The following is a 19,821-nucleotide window of genomic DNA, read 5'->3' on the forward strand; positions in this document are numbered from 1 at the left end:
ATCAAAGCTCTTAATATTTAGTAGGCCGTTTATTCTTTGCTAAATATTTATTCAAAGACCTGTTTTAAATAAACAGGTCTTTGAATGTGATAGCTCAATTCTACCAACTATACGTTGCGCTTAACGTATATTGCTCACCTCGCCCTGGTGTACCAGGTATCTCTTCAAATGATTCACCCCATAAGTTATCTGCTGCTAAAGTAATAAATAAGTTTTTTAGCATTGGCGGCGTAATTTTTAACGTTAAATGGGTAAATAAAGCATCGTCGTCACTACCGCGCAGCGCATTTTCGTGCTGTTTGCGCCACTCGTTATCTATTCTAAACTGCAATATATCAGTAGGATTCCAAACTGCGCCGAGTGTTAGGCGGTGATCAGGAAAGTTTAATGCGTAAAAACTAGCGTCAATATCTGCCGCACCGTAATTTTCTGATTTATGAAGGTAGGTGTAACTCGCTACAATTTCGGTTGTTTCAAAGTGTTTAGTTGCTAAGAACTCAATGCCCGTTGTATTTATATCTACAGGGTTTGCAAATCGCGCAGAGCTTGAGTCAAAATTAAACGTCCAATCGGTTAAGTTGTCATCTTTACGATAAAAAATAGCCGAATTAAGTTGCCAAGTTTGCTCATCAACTAATAAACCTAGCTCTAGGCTTTTAGTCGTTTCGCGCTCAAGGGTGTAATTACTTCTAAATAACCCGCCTGAATCACTTCCGCCAATGGCGGTATATCCTGCTACTTGGCTTGCCTCTGCGTACGATAAATAAAACGTGCGCTCAAAACCTTTGCTGTTTTGTGTATTAAGCGTTATATCACCAATAAGTGACAGTTCAGAGTCGTCTCTATTTGTATCGTCAAACGCAGCACCTAAACGAAATGTAAGTTGTTTATTATCCTCAAGCGCCATTTTGTATTCAGGCAATACGCTTAATTTATAATACTTACGAGAGGTAAAGTTGTTTTCAAGCGTGGTAGATTCAATTGAGTCGTCAATAAACTGTGCTGAATAATTTACAGCAAATACATCGCTTTGAGCATGATGCCCCGATAGCGCTAACGACTTAACTTCACTTTTGTGGAACGCTTCAAAAGCGCTTGGATTTTCGCGAGAGTAAATATAATGATCGTCGTGTGTGCGGTAATAAGCCGACACTTCAAAGTTACTATCCTGCGCATAACTTTGCTTATGGTTTAGCATTAATAAGCGGGTTTCTAGCTCTTCTGTTTCGTTAACGCCAAATGGAGTGTACAAATTTGGCCAGCCAAAAAACTTATCTTGTGAGCCAAAAAACAAATCTGTTTGAGAATCAGCGCCAGCTAATTGAACGCGACCCGATGCACGCGTAAAGTCGTGATCGCCGTTATCAATTGTGCCATCGCTTTGTGAGTGAGAAATCTCACCTTCAAAACCAAGCTTCCAATCCTTTGCGCCTTCAAGGGGCATACTTACAGCTGCATGTAAGCTTTGTAAGTTAAAATCGTTTGTGCCAGTACCTACCGATACACTGCCACCTGTGCTAATTGGTTTCCAGCCAAACGATACAGTGCCTACAGAGCTATTAGCACCATTAAGCGCATTGTCAGCGCCTGTTAAAATATAAGGGCCGGTAAGCATTTGTGGTGCAATAGGAATTTCAGCAAAGTAATGCCCAGATTGTGGGTCAAGTAAAGTAGCACTACCAACTCTAAAGCCGGTATTTTCAAAAATACCACCGCGTATAGTTACATCGGCTTGCGCTTCAGCCATATTACGTGATTGCAAATCAACACGTGGGTCATACTCTAAATTAGATACTGGAGAGTCAAATGTACCTACAGGTAATGTGTTTGCAGTGGGCGATGCCTCAACCGTTATTTTTTCGATTGCCGGTGATGCTTCAGTTTTATCAATTATAGTTTCGCCGTAGGCAAAACTGCTCGCGCTGCATAGCAGTGCAGGGAGTATAAAGTGCGGTGACCATTTCATGTTGTGTGTCTCATTTTTTTATATGCAATTACGGTAACAATTAAATTCAGAACACACTTTTAAGGCGTGATAAAATAATTCAATTAAACAACTGCGATTTTGGCGCGATTGTACATTAATTCATTAAAAACTGCATTTGATAATCATTTGCAAAGTTAATGCATCTAACAAACTTGGTCACATTTATTATGAATATAAAACAAAAAGATACTATTTACTTTGCTGGTGGCTGCCTGTGGGGTGTGCAAGAGTTTTTAAAGCACTTACCTGGTGTAATAAGTACTGAAGCAGGGCGGGCTAATGGAAAAAACGATAATACACAAGGTGAATACGACGGTTATGCTGAGTGTGTAAAAGTAATATTTAGTACAAAAGCGGTTAGCTTAAACGAGCTGTTTGGCTTCTTTTTTGAGATTATTGATCCGTATAGCGTTAACAAACAAGGGGATGACGTAGGCCCTAAATATCGCACTGCCATTTATAGCAAAAGCCAAGAACATTTAAAGGTCGCTAGCAATTATATAAGCCAGCGAAGTGATGCTGATAAAATTGTGGTAGGGGTAGAGCTGCTAACTAACTACGTGCCAAGCGATCCTGAGCATCAAGACCGCTTAACTAATCATCCTGATGATTACTGCCACATACCGCTTGAGTTACTGCATAAGTATAAATCGTAACTTAGAGTAGGGTAAGCGCATAAAGATAGGTAATTAGAAGCTATCGCTTCTCGCGCAAGCAAGCTTAGCGCCTACGGGTAAAGTTTGACGCGGTGTTTTTTGCATACGTGCAGCTTGCTGACGTGACGAGTCCAGCTCGTAATTTAAGGTTGAATATAGCGTTAGGTAAAGGTAAGTGATTAGAAGCTATCGCTTCTCGCGCAAGCAAGCTTAGCGCCTACAGGTAAAGTTTAATCCGGTGTTTATTTTGTAGACGTGCAGCTTGCTGACGTGACGGGCGTAGCTCGTAATTACTTTATTTTAAAAGTTCCAAAAATACACACCTACAAAAAAGCTCACATACTGTGAGCTTTTTCAAAACTTAATTATAGCTAATTTTAACTTACTGCTGCTTTTGCGGCGGGAAGTTACTTAAAATTTCGCTCACTGTTTTGTTAATTGATGCTTCACGCTTTTCTGGCGATTGATTTTTCTTTAATCGACCTTCTTTTGCGCCGCGCCATACTAGCTGGTTAGATTCACGGTCTACAATATCAATAATCAGTGTACCCACTTCGTATTCACGCGCAGTTGTATCGCGTTGAAAACCAGTACCCCAATAACCCCAATGCGGGCGGTAGTTTATATTGAAGTTGTCTACTTCAAGCTCTTTATCTACCGATGCATGATAGTTAACAAGTACATCAGCTTGCGCTGCATCAACTAAGCTCATACCTAATGTTTGGCTCAGCTCTGCGTTAACGGCAGTGCGAACACGCTTTTCCATCAGGCCATTAATTTGATAGTTATTTGTGTCTTTAGTTAGGCTGGCGTTTTCTACCCAAGCAAATGTTTTAAAATTACTAAAGTTAGCTGATTTATCGTAATCCCAATCTGGGGTTTGTGTACAGGCTGTAAGAAGTGCTAGCGCTGCAACAATAAGTATATTTTTCATTACGTTTGCTCCAATAAAATGCATTAATTTAAAATAACACACATAGTTTAAATGTGTATTATTTAAACGTCCTAAATATTAGTCCAATCACTTTGGCTAATGTTCAACTTCAATCCAATCTTTTTCATCTACCCAGTTTTGTGCACCGTCTTTTACTGAACGAATAGGCACAATGTAGTCACAACTTATTTGTGGCTTAACTGAGGCAAATATAGGCACAAAACCAAAGCTTAGTGCGGTTTCTATAATCGCTTTTTGATTTTGCGGGTCAATGTCGGCCGCTTCATCTATGTAAATAGGTATACGGTATAGGTTTTGTTCTTGGTCACTTAATAAGTAACGAATAAACAACATGCCACACAATAGCTTAATCGTAATACGTGTGCCGTTTGAACCCGCCGAATCTATTTTTTCAAAGTGCTCTGTTTCACCTGCGCGGTTAACCACTTCAAATCGAATATCAAATAAATCGGTAAGCGTTAAGCCCGCTTTATCTGAGGCGAGTTTAATTAAGTGATCTTTCGCTTCGTTTACTGCGCTTTCGCTGTACGGTTCTTGGCTAAGTAAATCAAGCGTGTCGCCTTGTTCAAACTGATGCGACGTGCTGATAATTGTATCTATACTATCAACCAGCATTTTACGCGGTATGACGTTAATTTTAAACGCTTGCAGGTTTGAAATACGGTGCTGGCTTATGCCTTTATTAAAGCTATTCATTTCGCGGCGAAGGCGGTCTAAATCTTCTCGCAAGCCTTTAATAGTTGCGGCCACTTCGGTAAGCGCAACGCGTGCTTGGCGTTCAACAGCGTCGCGTTCGTTATCAATATTATGAAAGGCGCTTATTAGCTTTTGGTATTTAGTGTATTCGTCGTTTTCGTTGTCGAATTTAGTTATACCTGCGTTATACACATGCAAATAGGTATTACGCACGTTTATGTCAAAATTACGCAGCTCTTGGCAGTCTTTATTAAAATGATGAACAAGGTCGCTTAAGTTATCAAAGTCGACTGTAATATCAATCATGTATGGAGTTACTTTACCGCTGTATAAATCAAGCGTATGGTCAATTCGCTCGCTTTTAACTTGGCGTAAGCGCTCAGTTTGGCGATTAATTTGCTCTTGTTTAGATTTAATTAACGAGCGACGATCGGCAATTGAGCCACTATTTTTTTGAATGTCTTGCAGGTAGTCGTCAACTTGTTCGCGCTCAGCTAATAACTGCTCTTTTAGCATGGCTTGCGCTTCAACCGACTGCTGCATTATATTAAACTGCTCTAAGCGTTTTAGGGCGCTCTCTGCGCTCATAAGCTCATCGTATAGCGCGTCTTTTTCTTTTTGCTTGTCGGCAACGTTTGCTGCAACATCGCGTTGTTGTTTAAACTCTTTAAGTGAATGCTCAAGTGCACTGAGCTGAGCGGTTAATTGCTCTTTATTTTCGCCGCTTTGCATTTGCACAGGCGAGAGCTTTTTAAGCTTAATGCTCGCACCTGGTAGCGTTAGTACACCGCCTTTAACGTTTTCGCTAAGTAGCGATAAAAATTCACCAAACGCATCTTCGTCATCAATGGTTATATCGCCATTAGTGGTGGTCGCAAACGAGAGAATATCGGGGTTTAAAATCCGCGATATTTCTTCTACTTCTTTTAACGAGAGGTCTTCGCGCATACGGGTAAACAAATTAAACTCAAGGTTTTTAAGTTGCAGCTTTAAGCTCTTAATTTGTTTTTGTGTTTCGCTAATGCGATAGTCAAGCGTGTGTAGGCTTTGCCCTTGTGCGCTGGTTATAGAGTGCGAAAGCGACTCGTAATCTTGCTTTAACTGAGTCAGGCTGGTTTTAAGGGTGGCTTTATTTACCAGTTCAAACTCGCTTTTAAGCGCATCGTAATCTAAAAACCACTGCTCAATTTGTGTTTGTCTGCGCTCTATATCGCGCGATTGCTGTACGTATAGGCTTTGCTTTTGCTCAAACTCGTGTTTTTCGTGCTCTATATCTTCAAGCGCTATACCCAGCTCATTAAGTTGCGATTCTTGATAGGTATCAAAATCAATCAGTGCTTGGTCAATTTTAGGCGCATACGCGGCTAATTTACCTTTAAGCACGGTTTGGTTTTCAAGCATTGATTCAAGCGCGGCTATTGGCTCTTGCATTGACTCAAGGGCTTTTAATTCGCGTTTTGAGCGATTTACTTTATCAAACGAGCGACGCCATACTTCATAAAAGTCGACCTTAGAGTTCGACATATGGCGTTCAAACACGCGTAGCATAAAGCGTTTTACGTCGCTTGCGCCTAATTTGTGTAAGTTAAGAATACGTCTAAATATTTCTTTATAAATAGAAGAGTCTTGCACATTATTAAGCGGGATCATTTTTAAGTTAATGTCGCCGTCAAATGGGGTTGCGCCGCCAGTAAGTAGCGCGTTTAACTCTTGTGCTTTAAGCTCAATAGGGTTGTAGTTAAGCGATTTTAAATGGTTGAACAGCTTGGTAAATTTAATAATAGTTTTACCTTGCGTGTACTGCTCTAAATCAAGCTTTCCTTGATAACAAAAGTACTGATGCGCGTAACCGGCAATTTTACCAAGCCCTGCAACGCCTATTACTACCGAGCCATGAGGCAAGTTAGCTTCTAGTAAAATGTACGACTGATCGGATGAAAAATAAAACTTTCGGGTTTCATCTAAATCGTGTCCGTCCCATTCTGTTAAGCGTAAATCGTTAATAAGCGGAAACTGCAGGGCGTTAATAACTGAGCTTTTACCTGTGTTATTGGGCGCGCAAATAGAGCTGCTTTTATCAAGCGGGATCACACATTTTGCATAGCCTGCGGTGTTAAGTAGGGCGAGTTTACTTAGTCCGTATAGATTTTTCATTCCTCGTCCTCTGTAATATAGGTTTCTTCGTTTACTTCCATGAGTGCATCTATGTAGCGGTGAATTGGCGCTTGTAGCATAAAGCCGCCTTCTACTTCACGGGCTAAACCTAAGCGCACCATGCGCAGGTAAACGTCTTTGCGCAAATCAGATCCCGAAAATATCTCAAGCTGATCAAACAAATGTTTGTTAATTTGCACCAGCGTTTGCATAAGCTCTAAATCGTTTACGTCGTCAAACAACGCGCGCATTGGGTCTTTACCCGTATTGGCGTAGTGCTCAATTAAAATGTAAATGGTGAGTGCGATAGCGCGAGATATTTTGCCCATATTTGGTGTGCTTTCGTCGCTACCAAAATAATAAAAGCCACGGCTGTCGCGTTTTAAATCGTTACCTAAAGCGGTAAATAGGGCGGTGTAGTCTTCTATGTGTTGGTCAAGCTCTTGCCACATTACGTTGTCTTGCTCGCAAATGTGATAACCCGCTACTAATTTTTTATTAATGGCTTGTAGGTGGGTTAGCTCGTCTAAGTTTATGTGTGTCATGGTTTATTTACCTGCCTTTGAATCTGGCTGAGGCTCTGAATTAAATGGATATAAAGAAAAGTGCTGACCGGCAATTTTTACGCGGGCTTTTTCATCGCTTTGAATTATTTTAATATCGCTGTCGCTGACTAATTTTTGATACAAAAATAGCATTTCGTCGGCATCGAGATTTGGGTAGCTTTCGTCTAAAAATTGCAGCAAGGGCTGCGGCTTTTTGCGTTTTTTATTAAAGCGCTTAGCAAAGCTGATTTTAACATCGTTGTAGTCAGGAATATTAGGCGTAACAAATGCAGGCACGTCTTGTTGATCTGGCAATTGGTATTCTTCGTGTTCAAATTCAACCAAGCTTGCCATGTAAGCCACAATATGGCGTTGCTGACCAAGTGAATATCGCTGCGCGTCGCTAACAAAATGTGGCTGCACAGCACTTAGCATGTTGTCTACGCCATTTTTACGCACAAGCCCAAGTACTTTGGCTGCTTGGCGAGTAATTAAGTTATTACGGCGTAACTCTTCGCGCAGCGGCATAAGCATATCGGCACTTTTACGCAAGCTTTCTCGACCCACTAAATGCATTTCGAGTATACGGGTACGTAATTGCTCCAGCATGCGTTTGTCGTTGTACGCTTTACCTGAGCGCTCAATGTGCAGTATTTGCTTACTTATTTGCTCTTCAATGAGGGTAAAACACGCATGAAATTCACCACGTATATCAACCATTTCAAGCATTGGCTCTATGTATTCGTCAAACGCTTCTATTACCGCTTTATAACGCTTTTGCAGCGATTGCACCGCATTATTAGATTTAGCTTGTTCAACAATATTTAAAATAGCGTTTTCGTTGTGTGCGTATAGCTTCATTATTTTACGGACCCGATCATCCATAATGCGGCTGTAGCGGCGTAAATCGTCAAAGTCTTCTATTTCGCCAGCGTTATCTAGGCGGTTACCTAAACGTGCAAGGTCGTCGACTAATACGCTAATTTCTTGCGCTAAGCCTAAATGCTCTTCTTGCAGTAAAAACGTAGCAAAATCGGCAATAGCACGATTTATTTCAAGCTGAGAAGATTTAGCCAGTGGAATTAAAATATCTTGGTTTAACAAACGATTTGTTTCTTTATAAATGCGTTCGTTTGACCACGTAGGCTGCTTTTGCTTAATCGCGTTTTGTACGTCTTTTAGGCTAAAGTCAGCCATTTTAAAACGTTTAAATAATAGCTCTAATACACCCCAATGTTCGGTTATGGTGTTTAGCAGCTTTTTAGCTGGGATCATAAGGGGTTACAACATCCTAGTATTTTATTATTGAGTTCTTTTAGAAGACTCATTATTACGTATTTTTAATTAACCTTGTCTGTATATAGTATTCGTTTTTAAGACCATTTAATAATAGTTTTTGCATAGAGGCAGTGCTAAAATTCGCGCCGAAAATAGGCACATGAAATGGAATGTTATTTGTGTGTTCTTTAAAACTATATCAAAGGTTGTTTAACTACCATGGTTTCCTCGATTATTCTAACCCTGATAGCGATTGCATTTTTACTGATCGTTATAGAAGATATAATCCATGTAAATAAAGCTAAAACCACGCTGTTTTTTGGTACGCTTTGCTGGATTCTTCTTTTTATATACCCTCTACACGGGCAAAGCCCCGATACGATTCAACACCTTTTAAATGAAAATATTTTAGAAATTGCCTCATTATGGCTATTTTTAATGGCTGCAATGACCTTTGTAGCGTATTTAAATTCAAAGGGGTTTATAGAAAATATTGTGCATCGTGTTATGCCAAAAAGTATTAGCGAAAAAAAGCTCATGTTTTTGGTGGGTGGTTTCGCATTTTTGTTTTCGTCGATTTCAGACAACGTAACAGCTACGCTTATATCGCTTGCGGTTGTTATGTCGTTAAAACTTGAACCTAAAAAACTCATTAAATACGCCACGCTTATTGTGTTTGGGGTTAACTCAGGTGGGGTATCGCTAATAACAGGTGACGTAACCACACTAATGATATTTTTAGATGGCAAAGTAACCATTGCTCATTTATTACTACTTATAGCGCCAGCACTTGCAAGCGTTATGCTGCTTGCTGCGTTACTGTCTATAGGTATGAAAGGGCGTGTTGAGTTTGCTAGTGCAAGTAAAACCCGCATTGAAAAAACCGACATAACCATTGCTGTTATATTTTTATCTACTGTAGTGAGCACACTTACGCTGAGTGTAATTTACAGCGTACCGCCTCTATTAACCTTTTTGTTTGGCTTATCAGTGATGTTTTTAGTGGCGCAATTTTTAATGCGCAAAAAAGACATAAACAAAGACATAATCGATTTTGTTCGCGATATAGAATACGACACATTATTGTTTTTTGTAGGTGTACTTTTACTTGTAGGTGCACTTAAAGAAATTGGTATGTTGAGTAAATTTACCGACCTATACACGGTAATGGCACCAGAATACGCAAACTACTTAATGGGCATATTATCAGCAGGGGTCGATAACGTACCGCTTACCGCTGCCTTATTAAAAGCCGATATAGTAATGAGCCAACAACACTGGTTGTCGTTTACGTATGCAACGGGCGTGGGTGGTTCAATGCTTATTATTGGGTCTGCTGCGGGCATTATTGCCATGAGTAAAGTTAAAGCGCTTACCTTTATGAGCTACTTGCGTTTATCGCTGCATTTATTAATTTGTTACACGGTTGGATATGCGGGCTCGTATTACATGGGCAGTTTTATTTAACTCATAAATTATTAAATGCTTGACAGCTAGACGTCTAAACGATAACTTTCAAAGCCCCGCTACTTAGTGGGGTTTTGTTTTATTAGCCACTGGTTAATAAAGCATTCAGAAGAGGTGCGATACTTAGGTACTTAATGTTAGGCGACGAAAGCCGATGATCATTAAGGAGGGAAGTACTCGCCGAGGAAAATAATGGTACGTCGTCATTGTTTTTCGGTTTATGGGGCTGAATCCTCAAAACTGTCACCAATATAGGTGGAGAGCTTCTGGCAGTGGACTTATCTTCAAGCATTCCTTTGCCAAGTTCTTCTTGTTTTATTGCGGTTTGGATACCGCGAAAGGAGACTAAATGACTACCCAATCAGTGCCACAAACAGTACTTCAAACAGAGTTAAGCGCAAAATCAGATTACATCGTTGCCAAATTTGGCGGAACCAGTGTTGCAAATTTTGAAGCGATGAGTCGCTGTAGCGAAATTATTGTTGCAGATAAAAGCGTACGTATTGTTGCCGTGAGCGCTAGTGCCGGCGTAACTAACCACTTAGTTGCACTGTGCAAACCAAGTATTACCTCAAGTGAGCGCCAAGAACACATAAACGGCGTGCTTGCTATTCAGCAAACTATTTTAGATGAATTATCGCTAGATGCCGATTTAGCGGTTGGCTTTAACGAAACCTTAAAAGCATTTCAAACATTGGCTCAAGAGCCACTAACAACCGATCAGCAACACGACGAGCTACTTAGCTTTGGTGAGCGTTTATCGTCGTATTTGTTTGCTCAAGTACTTCGTTTACAAGGTTTAAATGCCGATCGCTTTGATGTGCGTAAGGTGCTTAAAACCGACAGCCAATTTGGCAAAGCAACGCCCAATGTTGCAGCCACAGCGCAAGCTGCTAAAGAGCATTTAATTCCGTTGTTAGACGCTCAAGTAATTGTAACTCAGGGATTTATTGGCAGTGACGAATACGGCCAAACCACAACGCTTGGACGTGGTGGTTCTGACTATAGCGCTGCATTACTAGCAGAGGCGATTAACGCTAAAAGTGTGCATATTTGGACCGACGTAGTGGGCATTTTTAGCACTGACCCGCGTTTGTGCGCAAAAGCGACGCCTATTGCACGCTTAAGTTTTGACGAAGCCGCTGAAATGGCAACCTTTGGCGCAAAAGTATTACACCCCGCGACTATTTTACCAGCAAGCCGTAGCCACATTAACGTGTTTGTAGGTTCTAGCCGAGAGCCAGAGCGTGGCGGTACATGGATTGAGCGCGAAAAATCGCAGCAACCAGGTATACGCGCAGTAACGCAACGTAAAAACCAAATATTGCTTACCCTTAAAAGCCCAGAAATGCTCCTAGCAAGTGGCTTTTTAGCACGCGTATTTACACTATTAAGTGAATACAATATATCGGTAGATTTGGTAACTACATCAGAAATCAGCGTAGCCATAACCCTTGATAACGCGCAAAACGCCTCGCGCCCAGAGCTCGATCAAGAATGCCTAGATAAGCTTGCAGAGTTTTGCCATGTTTCGGTAGAAAACAACCTAACATTGGTGGCACTTATTGGCTCTGAGATTCAATTACGCCAACACGAAATGAACTTAATGAGTGTACTAAAAGACTTTAATATTCGATTAATTTGTCACGGTGCTAGTAAGCACAACCTGTGCTTTTTAGTAGAGCAAACTGAGTCAGATAACGTAGTACAGTCTATCCATAGCCGTTTATTAGAAAATGATTTTGCTGCGTAAGTAACGGTTATTCAGGAAAGCGATTTATTAAAGTTAACTAGTAAAATCACTTAACAAAATCACTTAATAAAGTCATTTAATAAAAAGCATCGCCAGTCGGTGCTTTTTTTATGCACCACACTCACATCAAAACAAACATTGCTGTCATTGCTATCAATTACAGTAACGCGATTACTGCAAGCACTCAGCTTTGCACTATGTAATTCGTCAAACACATTGGGGCTAAGTAATTTTGCAATAGGGCGGCTGGTGGCTTTAGCTAGTGACTCTTTTAATGTCCAAATTCTAAAAAACGTCTCTGCTTGGGCTTGGGTATTAGTGGGCTTGGTAATAAGTGTAATTTCATCATTATGATAAAAATGCTTAGCAAGCTTTTCAAACGGGCGCTTTAGGCTTACTTTTTCAATATCAAAACCAAACTCACTTTTATCAAAATTTAGCGCCACCCCAACTAAACCATGCGAGTGCGAAATACAGGTATTAATAACATCACCACTTACATGTACTTGCAGCTTTGAGCTTGCCTCATCAAATTCGGTACTCATTTCATTAAGGGGTACGTGCGTATGTTGCGGCTGCGTTACTTTAATAAGATGTTTTAACAATAACCGCGTAGCTAAATACTCTTGCTTAGCTTGTGGGCTTTTACGGCGGTTTATAATGGTTAACTCAAATGGGCTTAAGCAGTCGGGCAAATTAAAGTCACTAAGCTCAAGTGTTTTAGCATTAAATAATAAAATACTGTTATTAGCTAAAGACAAATTTGCCAATTGAGTTGAAGTAATACTCAAGGCGTTTTTAAAATAGTGTTCAGTCATAAAAGCCCTAAAGCAAAAGAAGTCGCTGATATTGTGAGCGGTTAACGCCACTAATAAAGGCTGGGTACAATTTTATTACTCAGCTGGCATGAAATATGGTTTAATTCACAATAATCAAAATAATAACAGATTTGTAGATGTATGGCACAAGTGCGTGATGGGTTTCAAAGCCGACTTGGTTTTGTTTTAGCCGCTGCTGGCGCAGCAGTGGGTTTGGGTAATATTTGGGGTTTTCCTACGCAAGCGGCCAACCATGGTGGCGGTGCATTTTTACTGGTTTACTTTATTGTTATATTTTTACTTGCGCTTCCTGCGCTGTATACCGAACTTTATTTAGGTCACAAAGCACAAGCTAACCCTGTAAAAGCATTGGGCGATGCATGGCAAAACACTAACCGTAAGGTTGGTGCTGCGGCAGGTTATATAGGCCTTGCGGGCGCAGTTGTTATGCTAAGTTTTTACTCAATAGTGGCAGGGTGGATGCTCTCGTACGCTATTGAACCCATAACAACCTTTTTTGGGTTTACAGGCGCAAGCGAGTTTTTACATAGCGACTCAGTGCTGCGTAATTTTGTATTTACGCCGCTTATGCTTATTTTAACTGCCAGTATTATTTTAAAAGGTGTTAAATCGGGAATCGAAACTTGGTCGCGCCGTTTAATGCCACTGTTACTTGTGCTGCTTGTTGGTTTAATTGCCTACATTGCAACACTCGATGGCGCAAGCGAAGGTTTTGCTGCGTATTTAATTCCTGATTTTAGCCAAATACTCGACCCTAATTTAATTATTGCTGCAATGGGGCAAGCGTTCTTTTCGCTCTCTTTAGGTGTGGGCTGTATGATGATTTACGGCTCGTATTTACAGCCAGATGCTAATTTACCAAAGCTCACAGCCGGTGTTGCACTACTTGATACTGGCGTTGCTTTTTTAGCGGGGTTACTTATTATTCCTGCTATTTATGTGGCGCAGCACAACGGTGTTGAAGTATTTAGTGGTGGTAAACTGATTGGGGAAGGGCAGCTTATTTTTGCTATTTTACCTGAGCTATTTAGCACCATGGGCGAAATTGGCTTATTAGTTGGTTTATTATTTTTTGTATTAATGTCTATCGCATCGGTTACGTCAACTATATCGACTACTGAAATTCCGGTAGCGTTTTTAGTCGAAAACCACAAGGTTAGCCGCACCAAAGCAACATGGGCGGTAAGCGCCGTTGTTCTTGTGTGTGCAAGCGCGATTATATTAAATTTTGATTGGTTATTTGGTTTGGTAATTATGCTATTTACTCAATACCAATTACCGCTTATGGGTTTATTTTACTTTATTACAGTAGGGTGGATGTGGCAGCGTGGTAACAAATTACATCAAGCAACAACAGGCGTACATTACTGGTTTGCTCAGTATATTCGTTTTGTTTGCCCAGTATTAATGACCTTAGTATTTGCAAACGTTGCCTTTGGTTAAGCTCTATTTAAAGTAAATTTTTAAACAAAAAAGCGAAGAGACTAACTTCGCTTTTTTTGTGCCTATTATTTAGGTAAAGCTAAGGTATTTATAAAACCTCATTAGTTAGAGGTTTACCTTCATTTACTTCAAGCGCGTTAAGTAGGGTTGTGTTTGCTATTTCGGTGAGTGCTTCTTGGGTAAAAAAGCCCTGATGGCCTGTTACTAAAACATTTTTAAAGCTCACTAAGCGCGAAAATATATCGTCTTGATTTATTTCGTCGCTGTGGTTTTTAAAAAACAGCTCCGACTCTTGCTCGTAAACGTCGAGCCCTAAATACCCTAGTTTTTTAGTTTTAAGCGCACTAATACATGCGCTACTATCAAGTAATGCACCACGAGAGGTGTTAATAAGCATAACGCCGGTTTTCATTTTGCTAAATGCCTCGTCATTTATTAAATGATGAGTTTGCTCCGTTAAAGGGCAATGCAAAGAAATCACATCGCTTTGGCTAAGTAAGGTGTTTATATCGGTAATTGTATAATTGCCAGGTTGTGCGTATGGGTCGCACACTAATACTTTAGCGCCAAAGCCATTTAATATATTGCACAGCGCAAGGCCAATTTTACCGCAACCTACAATACCCACGGTTTTATTGTGCAAGTTAAAGCCTAGTAATCCATTTAAATCAAAGTTGTCTTCGCGTACGCGGTTATACGCTTTATGCGTTTTACGGCTAAGCGTTAGCATAAGTGCAATACAATGCTCGGCTACTGCTTCTGGGCTGTAAGCAGGAACACGTAATACTTTAATTTTATGTGCTTTTGCTGCGGGTAAATCAACGTTATTAAATCCTGCACAACGCAGCAAAATAGTATTTATGCCTTGGCTTGCCAGTTGCGCAATAACGGCGGTGTTTACAGTGTCGTTTACAAATACGCATATGGCATCAAACCCATTTGCTAAAATAGCCGTTTGTTCGCTCAGGGCTTGCTCAAAATACGTTATTTTTATGTCACTGTGATCGCGTGTACTTTGTTCAAAAAAAGGCAGCTCGTACTTTTGAGTACTAAAAAAAGCAATGTTCATGGTAATAGCCTCGACGCTTAAGGAGTATTATTTATTACTAATACAATAAACTACTTTATAAACCTGTGCTTTAGTAACACGCATTTTATTGATTTAAATTAAGCCCTAATTTATGCCTTAGCCGACGTAAACAAAGGTATTTTAGACGGTACCTTTTTACCAACTCTGGCAGCGCTTAACTTTGCGGCTTGCAGTAGGTTGCTTTCTATTACTTGTTTAAGTGTTTCAGGCTTAGTACGTGGTGCATAGCGTGCAACAAGTTGCCCTTGTGAGTTAATTAAAAACTTAGTGAAATTCCACTTAATTGCACGATTTTGCGAAATACCCCGCGTATGCGACTTTAAATAATTAAACAACGGATGTGTTTCTGGCCCGTTTACCATTACCTTACCAAATACCTCAAATGAGGTATTAAATTGCTCTTGGTAAAAGTCTTTAATGGCTAAATTATCAAGCGGCTCATTTTGGCCAAACTGGTTACACGGAAACGCAAGTACAGTAAAACCATTGCTTTTGTATTGCTGATAGAGCTTTTCGAGCGCATTTAATTGCACCGAAAAATTACACTTACTCGCTGTATTAACAATAAGGACTGTTTTGCCTTGTAATTGCCTAAGAGAAAAATTTTCGCTGTTAAAAAGTGGTGCATTAAATTGATAAATACTATCCATAGGTTACCTACTTACCTTTCCCGCTAAGGAAATTTTATAAAGACTTTCATTCGCTTTTTTATCGACCGGTTGACATAATCGAGGTCTAGTTTCTAAGTTATCAGTTTAATAGGTCATTTTTATGTCAATGAAAGTCGCATTTATAGGTTTAGGCGTAATGGGTTACCCAATGGCGGGGCATTTAGCAAAAGCAGGGCACAGCGTATGCGTTTATAACCGCACTCAAGCTAAAGCACAAGCGTGGACTGCAGAACATTCAGGAAGCTTTGCACCCACCCCGCGCGAAGCTGCCAGTAATGCCGACATCGTATTTATGTGTGTTGGTAACGATGACGACTTACGCTCAGTAGTGTATGGCGAAGATGGTGTGTTAGCGGGCATGCTGCCGCACACTGTTTTGGTTGATCACACCACAACCTCAGCTGAAGTAGCACGCGAAGTGGCTGCAAAAGCGGCTCTGCAAAATATCGACTTTATAGATGCACCTGTATCAGGCGGACAAGCTGGCGCCGAAAACGGCGTATTAACGGTTATGGCGGGTGGCAGTGAATCTGTATTTGCTAAAGTGCAGCCAGTTATGGCGGCGTTTAGTCGTTTTAGCCAATTACTAGGCGGCGTTGGCTCGGGACAACTTTGTAAAATGGTTAATCAAATTTGTATTGCTGGAGCAGTGCAAGGTTTAGCCGAAGGCTTACATTTTGCTAAGCAAGCTGGGCTTGATGGTGAAAAAGTTATAGAAACCATTTCTAAAGGTGCAGCCGGTTCGTGGCAAATGGAAAACCGCTACAAAACAATGTGGGCAGGTGAATATGAGTTTGGCTTTGCCGTAGATTGGATGCGCAAAGATTTAGGTATTGCACTCGATGAAGCTAAAAACAACGGCGCTACTTTACCAATGACCGCAACGGTCGATCAATATTACGCCGATGTACAAGCACTCGGCGGTGGCAGATACGACACCTCAAGCTTACTAGCACGCATTGAAGCGCTGCATAAAAAGTAACGCTGTAGACGCGAAGCTTGCTTGCGTGACGGGCAAAGCCCGTAAAGTAATTTATTCACAAAGAGGTTATGAGGCGCTGCGCTTTTAGAGGAAGTAATAGATCTAAAAAAGATTGTTTTTTATGTCTTCTCATTTACTCCTCATTTACTCCTCATTCGCTTCTCTTTGTGAAATAGTATTTTTCTTTTTTTGAAGTGGTACAGATATTTATAAATAAAAACGCGATACTTTATTGCTAAAGCGTCGCGTTTTTAATGCGTTATACAAACAAAATTACATGCTTTGAGCGTAATTATATAGCGCCTTTAAAATTGTAAGATTTTTTTCGCTGTCGTCATGTTCATGCGCTAAATTTTCAAGGGTGATCATAAAATCTTGCGCGTTAATCGACGGTTGATCTTCCCCGTGCATTAACTTGTTTTGGCAATACTGGCGCCATTGGTCAAGCTCTTGCTGGTTTAGCGTTTCAGGCCAGTTACGTGCGCGGTATCTAAACAATAACGTATTGAATTTTTTATCTTCAAAGTCTAACTTCAACCCTGCTAATTCATCTGGTTTAGCATCACGAATAATCGCAAACTTAGCTTTATCGGCATGGCTTGTAAAACCATCGTAAAGTAAGTAGTCAACGTTAGTGGTTGCGCTGTAATCGCCTTGCTCGTTAAACACTTCGGTTACTTTATCGCGAAGGTCGGTATTGGCTTTTAAAATAGCTAAGTTAGCTAAGCACTGCTCGCGATCAATCCCAAGGCGCGCGGCGTTTTCAGGCAATAATGTTTTAGCTGGGGCTAAAATAGGGCACTTGTTTAAATGCACCAGCTTTAAGCCAACAGGTAAATCGTCTTCGGCTAAATCTACACGTTTGGTGTATAAGCGTTTGCGTAACTCTTCTACGTTTAAATCAATGAGTACTTGCGGGTTTTGGGTTAAATCAAAACAAATAACCGCGTTTTTATTTACCGGATGAAAGCTCATTGGTGCAACCCAGCTTGTACAGCCTTGCGTTGCAGGTATTCGCGACGTGGTATGCACCAGCGGCGTCATGTTAAAAACATCAACTAATTCAGCAAGGGCTTTTTTATTACGCAGCCCAAAAAAGAAGTTATACAGCTTTGGTTGTTTTTCTTTTATTAGCTTAGCCAGTGCAATAGTGGCGGTTACATCGCTTAGTGCATCGTGCGCTGCGGCGTGTTCAATACCATTAGCTACGGTTAAATGCTCTAGCTTAAAGCTTGGGCTGCCATCTTCTTTTAACGGCCATTCAATGCCTTCAGGGCGCAGTGCGTAACAAGCACGAACCAAATCAATAATATCCCAGCGGCTATTGTTATTTTTGTATTCGCGCTCGTACGGGTCGTAAAAGTTACGGTAAAAGCTATAACGGCTTACTTCGTCATCAAACCGAATACTGTTATAACCGGCAACACAGGTGTTTGGTACACTAAACTCAGCATGAATTTTTGCTATAAACTCAGCTTCAACCAAGCCTTTTTTCATCGCCACTTGTGGCGTAATACCCGTAATTAAACACGCCTCAGGGTGAGGTAAGTAATCCGCTTGCGGCTTACAATATTCAATAAGTGGCTCGCCAATAATATTTAAATCAAGATCGGTACGAATACCCGCAAATTGGCTCGGCTTATCTTTTTGAGGGCTTGCCCCCCAAGTCTCGTAGTCGTGCCAATATATTGTAGGTTGTGTTTCGTGGTATGTTGGTTCGCTCATTCTGTCTCTTAGCCCTTTTATAATGCGGGTTTTTAGTGCGCTTTAGTTTGTTGTTGTATCTTTGTGTGTGTTGTAATCTACGCATTGTGTGTATATTATTGTGTATAATTTTTTTGCTAACTGTGTATAAAATATTAAATGGCAATCAGTGACACCAAATTAAGAAAGCTGCTAGATAAAAATCAAACACCGTGCGTATTATCGCATAGAGACAGTTTAAGTGTAAGAGTATCAGCAAAAGGCACAATCACTTGGCAGTATCGTTGTCGCGTGGATAACAAACAAGTAATAATATCGCTTGGCCGTTATCCGGGGCTAAGCATAAAAGAAGCGCAAGACTACATACCACTACTTCAAAACTGGCTAAGCCAGGATAAAGACCCACGAACCGAACTAAAGCTTATGCGTAACCAAGCCAAAGGTTTGCCAACAATGGCAAAAGTGGCAACCGACTGGTTAAATAAAAAAGTACCCGACCTGAAAGAAAAAACCCAAACTTTATACACAAACCAAGTGGGCAAATGGATAGTGCCGCTTTTAAATGACGAAGCAATGCCACTCGACCTAATGACCATAAAAGACTGGTTTACTTATTTTGATAAAGTTAAAGAGCAAGGCAGCGCCAAAACCACCGGCACAATTTTAGTACGCATAAAATCAATAATAGGCTGGGCCGAAAAACGCGGTGAAGCAAAACCATTTAACCCAGTGCTAACCTTAAACGTAAACGACGTAGGCGAACAAGCAACAATAGGCCAGCGCGTAATGCGCTTTGATGAAATAGCAAAATTGTGGATACAAATAGAAAGTTCTAAAGCCACGCCAGCAACCAAAGCATGTTTGCAATTAATTTATATAACAGGTGCTAGGCAATCAGAAGTTCGCTTGGCCAAGTGGGAGCATTTCGACTTTGACAACAATATTTGGACAGTACCGCCCGAAAACTCAAAAACAAACCAAGCCATACGCAGGCCAATATCTAAAAAAATGCACAGCATATTAAATACACTCGCCATGGTTTACGGCAAAAGCGGCTATTTAATACCAGGCAATAACCCGCGCAAACCAGTAACCACCCACAGCATAAACCGTTATTGCTGCAGAATGTGGGATCACCTATTTACTAAGTACAAAACACCCAAGTTTTTACCACACGACGCTCGCCGCTCAATATCAACATTGCTCAGTGAAAACGGCATAGCACCACACGTAACCGAAAAAATGCTAGGCCACACAATGCGGGGAGTAATGGCAATTTATAACAAACACGACTGGATAAAAGAACAGGCCGAAGGGTACGAGTTATACTGCCAGCTAATTGAGGCAGCAATAAAAGGAGAGTTATCAGTTTAGGCTGTTTCGTGTTGCCTTTAATATTTAGTTAGCTCGTACTTATGTATTATGAAATGGATTTTACAAGGCTTATAAATCTTGATTTATAGGATATTAATAAATGAAAGTAAGTATAAAGATAGTCATAATTCTAATTATGACTTAACTGGTTTAGTTTTAGAGTATAAGTTACATTTGATAGAGCTATCGAAAAGCATTATAAAAAAAGCTCCTGTTTAGGATAGTGT

Annotated in this window: 15 protein-coding genes and 1 riboswitch; of the genes, 6 read left to right on the forward strand and 9 right to left on the reverse strand. The window is 40.5% G+C overall.

The features are described from left to right. Window positions 1-100: 100 nt before the first annotated feature. Entirely contained in the window at window positions 101-1,966 is a 1,866-nt protein-coding gene (locus tag PARC_RS06585; RefSeq protein WP_010553429.1) for a TonB-dependent receptor plug domain-containing protein, read from the reverse strand. Between the two features lie 188 nt (window positions 1,967-2,154). On the opposite strand from PARC_RS06585, the gene PARC_RS06590 reads away from it, so the two are divergent. After that, entirely contained in the window at window positions 2,155-2,643 is a 489-nt protein-coding gene (locus tag PARC_RS06590) for a peptide-methionine (S)-S-oxide reductase (protein WP_010553430.1), read from the forward strand. Window positions 2,644-3,025: 382 nt separating this feature from the next. Here the strand turns inward: PARC_RS06590 and PARC_RS06595 are convergent, their stop codons facing one another. The 4 genes from PARC_RS06595 to PARC_RS06610 form a co-directional block, all read right to left on the reverse strand. After that, a complete protein-coding gene (locus PARC_RS06595) occupies window positions 3,026-3,577 on the reverse strand; it encodes a DUF4136 domain-containing protein (RefSeq protein ID WP_007581899.1) in 552 nt (183 codons plus the stop codon). A 96-nt stretch (window positions 3,578-3,673) separates the two neighbouring features. Next, on the reverse strand, window positions 3,674-6,448 hold the full coding sequence (locus PARC_RS06600) for an Mks condensin complex protein MksF (RefSeq protein ID WP_010553431.1): 2,775 nt from the start codon (window positions 6,446-6,448) through the stop codon (window positions 3,674-3,676). Beyond that, complete coding sequence (locus PARC_RS06605) at window positions 6,445-6,993, reverse strand: condensin complex protein MksE (protein WP_010553432.1); 549 nt, start codon at window positions 6,991-6,993, stop codon at window positions 6,445-6,447. The genes PARC_RS06600 and PARC_RS06605 overlap by 4 nt, the downstream gene beginning before the upstream one ends. Before the next feature lie 3 nt (window positions 6,994-6,996). Next, the gene (locus tag PARC_RS06610; RefSeq protein WP_007581902.1) at window positions 6,997-8,268 is read right to left on the reverse strand and encodes an MksB family condensin complex protein; all 1,272 of its coding nucleotides are present in this window, start codon (window positions 8,266-8,268) and stop codon (window positions 6,997-6,999) included. 222 nt (window positions 8,269-8,490) lie between these two features. Here PARC_RS06610 and nhaD point away from each other — a divergent pair, with 222 nt between their 5' ends. Both nhaD and lysC read left to right on the forward strand, forming a co-directional pair. Further along, on the forward strand, window positions 8,491-9,738 hold the full coding sequence (gene nhaD / locus PARC_RS06615; protein ID WP_010553433.1) for a sodium:proton antiporter NhaD: 1,248 nt from the start codon (window positions 8,491-8,493) through the stop codon (window positions 9,736-9,738). A 101-nt stretch (window positions 9,739-9,839) separates the two neighbouring features. Further along, a riboswitch (Lysine riboswitch) is annotated at window positions 9,840-10,012 on the forward strand. A 75-nt stretch (window positions 10,013-10,087) separates the two neighbouring features. Then, window positions 10,088-11,491, forward strand: a complete 1,404-nt coding sequence (gene lysC, locus PARC_RS06620) for a lysine-sensitive aspartokinase 3 (RefSeq protein ID WP_010553434.1) — start codon at window positions 10,088-10,090, stop codon at window positions 11,489-11,491. Between the two features lie 59 nt (window positions 11,492-11,550). Here the strand turns inward: lysC and PARC_RS06625 are convergent, their stop codons facing one another. Next, complete coding sequence (locus PARC_RS06625; protein WP_010553435.1) at window positions 11,551-12,309, reverse strand: 4'-phosphopantetheinyl transferase family protein; 759 nt, start codon at window positions 12,307-12,309, stop codon at window positions 11,551-11,553. Between the two features lie 141 nt (window positions 12,310-12,450). Between PARC_RS06625 and PARC_RS06630 the strand changes: the two genes are divergently transcribed. Further along, a complete protein-coding gene (locus PARC_RS06630; RefSeq protein ID WP_010553436.1) occupies window positions 12,451-13,773 on the forward strand; it encodes a sodium-dependent transporter in 1,323 nt (440 codons plus the stop codon). A gap of 88 nt (window positions 13,774-13,861) precedes the next feature. On the opposite strand, the gene PARC_RS06635 is transcribed toward PARC_RS06630, so the two are convergent. Together PARC_RS06635 and PARC_RS06640 are read right to left on the reverse strand one after the other, a co-directional pair. Then, complete coding sequence (locus PARC_RS06635; protein WP_010553437.1) at window positions 13,862-14,842, reverse strand: 2-hydroxyacid dehydrogenase; 981 nt, start codon at window positions 14,840-14,842, stop codon at window positions 13,862-13,864. Window positions 14,843-14,952: 110 nt separating this feature from the next. Beyond that, entirely contained in the window at window positions 14,953-15,513 is a 561-nt protein-coding gene (locus PARC_RS06640; RefSeq protein WP_010553438.1) for a glutathione peroxidase, read from the reverse strand. A gap of 121 nt (window positions 15,514-15,634) precedes the next feature. Between PARC_RS06640 and PARC_RS06645 the strand changes: the two genes are divergently transcribed. Further along, window positions 15,635-16,516, forward strand: coding sequence for an NAD(P)-dependent oxidoreductase (locus tag PARC_RS06645; RefSeq protein ID WP_010553439.1), 882 nt, complete (start codon window positions 15,635-15,637; stop codon window positions 16,514-16,516). A 273-nt stretch (window positions 16,517-16,789) separates the two neighbouring features. Here the strand turns inward: PARC_RS06645 and sbcB are convergent, their stop codons facing one another. Beyond that, window positions 16,790-18,241, reverse strand: coding sequence for an exodeoxyribonuclease I (gene sbcB / locus PARC_RS06650; RefSeq protein WP_010553440.1), 1,452 nt, complete (start codon window positions 18,239-18,241; stop codon window positions 16,790-16,792). Between the two features lie 138 nt (window positions 18,242-18,379). Here sbcB and PARC_RS06655 point away from each other — a divergent pair, with 138 nt between their 5' ends. Then, window positions 18,380-19,594, forward strand: a complete 1,215-nt coding sequence (locus PARC_RS06655; protein WP_010553441.1) for a tyrosine-type recombinase/integrase — start codon at window positions 18,380-18,382, stop codon at window positions 19,592-19,594. Window positions 19,595-19,821 lie beyond the last annotated feature (227 nt).

It is taken from the genome of Pseudoalteromonas arctica A 37-1-2 (genome assembly GCF_000238395.3).
GTDB lineage: Bacteria > Pseudomonadota > Gammaproteobacteria > Enterobacterales > Alteromonadaceae > Pseudoalteromonas > Pseudoalteromonas arctica.

Excerpts from the sequence above, each read along its gene's own strand:
- PARC_RS06585 (WP_010553429.1), bottom strand. The coding sequence starts at position 1,966 with ATGAAATGGTCACCGCACTTTATACTCCCTGCACTGCTATGCAGCGCG.
- PARC_RS06655 (WP_010553441.1), top strand. The coding sequence starts at position 18,380 with ATGGCAATCAGTGACACCAAATTAAGAAAGCTGCTAGATAAAAATCAA.
- PARC_RS06635 (WP_010553437.1), bottom strand. The coding sequence starts at position 14,842 with ATGAACATTGCTTTTTTTAGTACTCAAAAGTACGAGCTGCCTTTTTTT.
- PARC_RS06640 (WP_010553438.1), bottom strand. The coding sequence starts at position 15,513 with ATGGATAGTATTTATCAATTTAATGCACCACTTTTTAACAGCGAAAAT.
- nhaD (WP_010553433.1), top strand. The coding sequence starts at position 8,491 with ATGGTTTCCTCGATTATTCTAACCCTGATAGCGATTGCATTTTTACTG.
- PARC_RS06630 (WP_010553436.1), top strand. The coding sequence starts at position 12,451 with ATGGCACAAGTGCGTGATGGGTTTCAAAGCCGACTTGGTTTTGTTTTA.
- PARC_RS06610 (WP_007581902.1), bottom strand. The coding sequence starts at position 8,268 with ATGATCCCAGCTAAAAAGCTGCTAAACACCATAACCGAACATTGGGGT.
- sbcB (WP_010553440.1), bottom strand. The coding sequence starts at position 18,241 with ATGAGCGAACCAACATACCACGAAACACAACCTACAATATATTGGCAC.
- PARC_RS06625 (WP_010553435.1), bottom strand. The coding sequence starts at position 12,309 with ATGACTGAACACTATTTTAAAAACGCCTTGAGTATTACTTCAACTCAA.
- PARC_RS06595 (WP_007581899.1), bottom strand. The coding sequence starts at position 3,577 with ATGAAAAATATACTTATTGTTGCAGCGCTAGCACTTCTTACAGCCTGT.
- PARC_RS06600 (WP_010553431.1), bottom strand. The coding sequence starts at position 6,448 with ATGAAAAATCTATACGGACTAAGTAAACTCGCCCTACTTAACACCGCA.
- PARC_RS06645 (WP_010553439.1), top strand. The coding sequence starts at position 15,635 with ATGTCAATGAAAGTCGCATTTATAGGTTTAGGCGTAATGGGTTACCCA.
- PARC_RS06605 (WP_010553432.1), bottom strand. The coding sequence starts at position 6,993 with ATGACACACATAAACTTAGACGAGCTAACCCACCTACAAGCCATTAAT.
- lysC (WP_010553434.1), top strand. The coding sequence starts at position 10,088 with ATGACTACCCAATCAGTGCCACAAACAGTACTTCAAACAGAGTTAAGC.
- PARC_RS06590 (WP_010553430.1), top strand. The coding sequence starts at position 2,155 with ATGAATATAAAACAAAAAGATACTATTTACTTTGCTGGTGGCTGCCTG.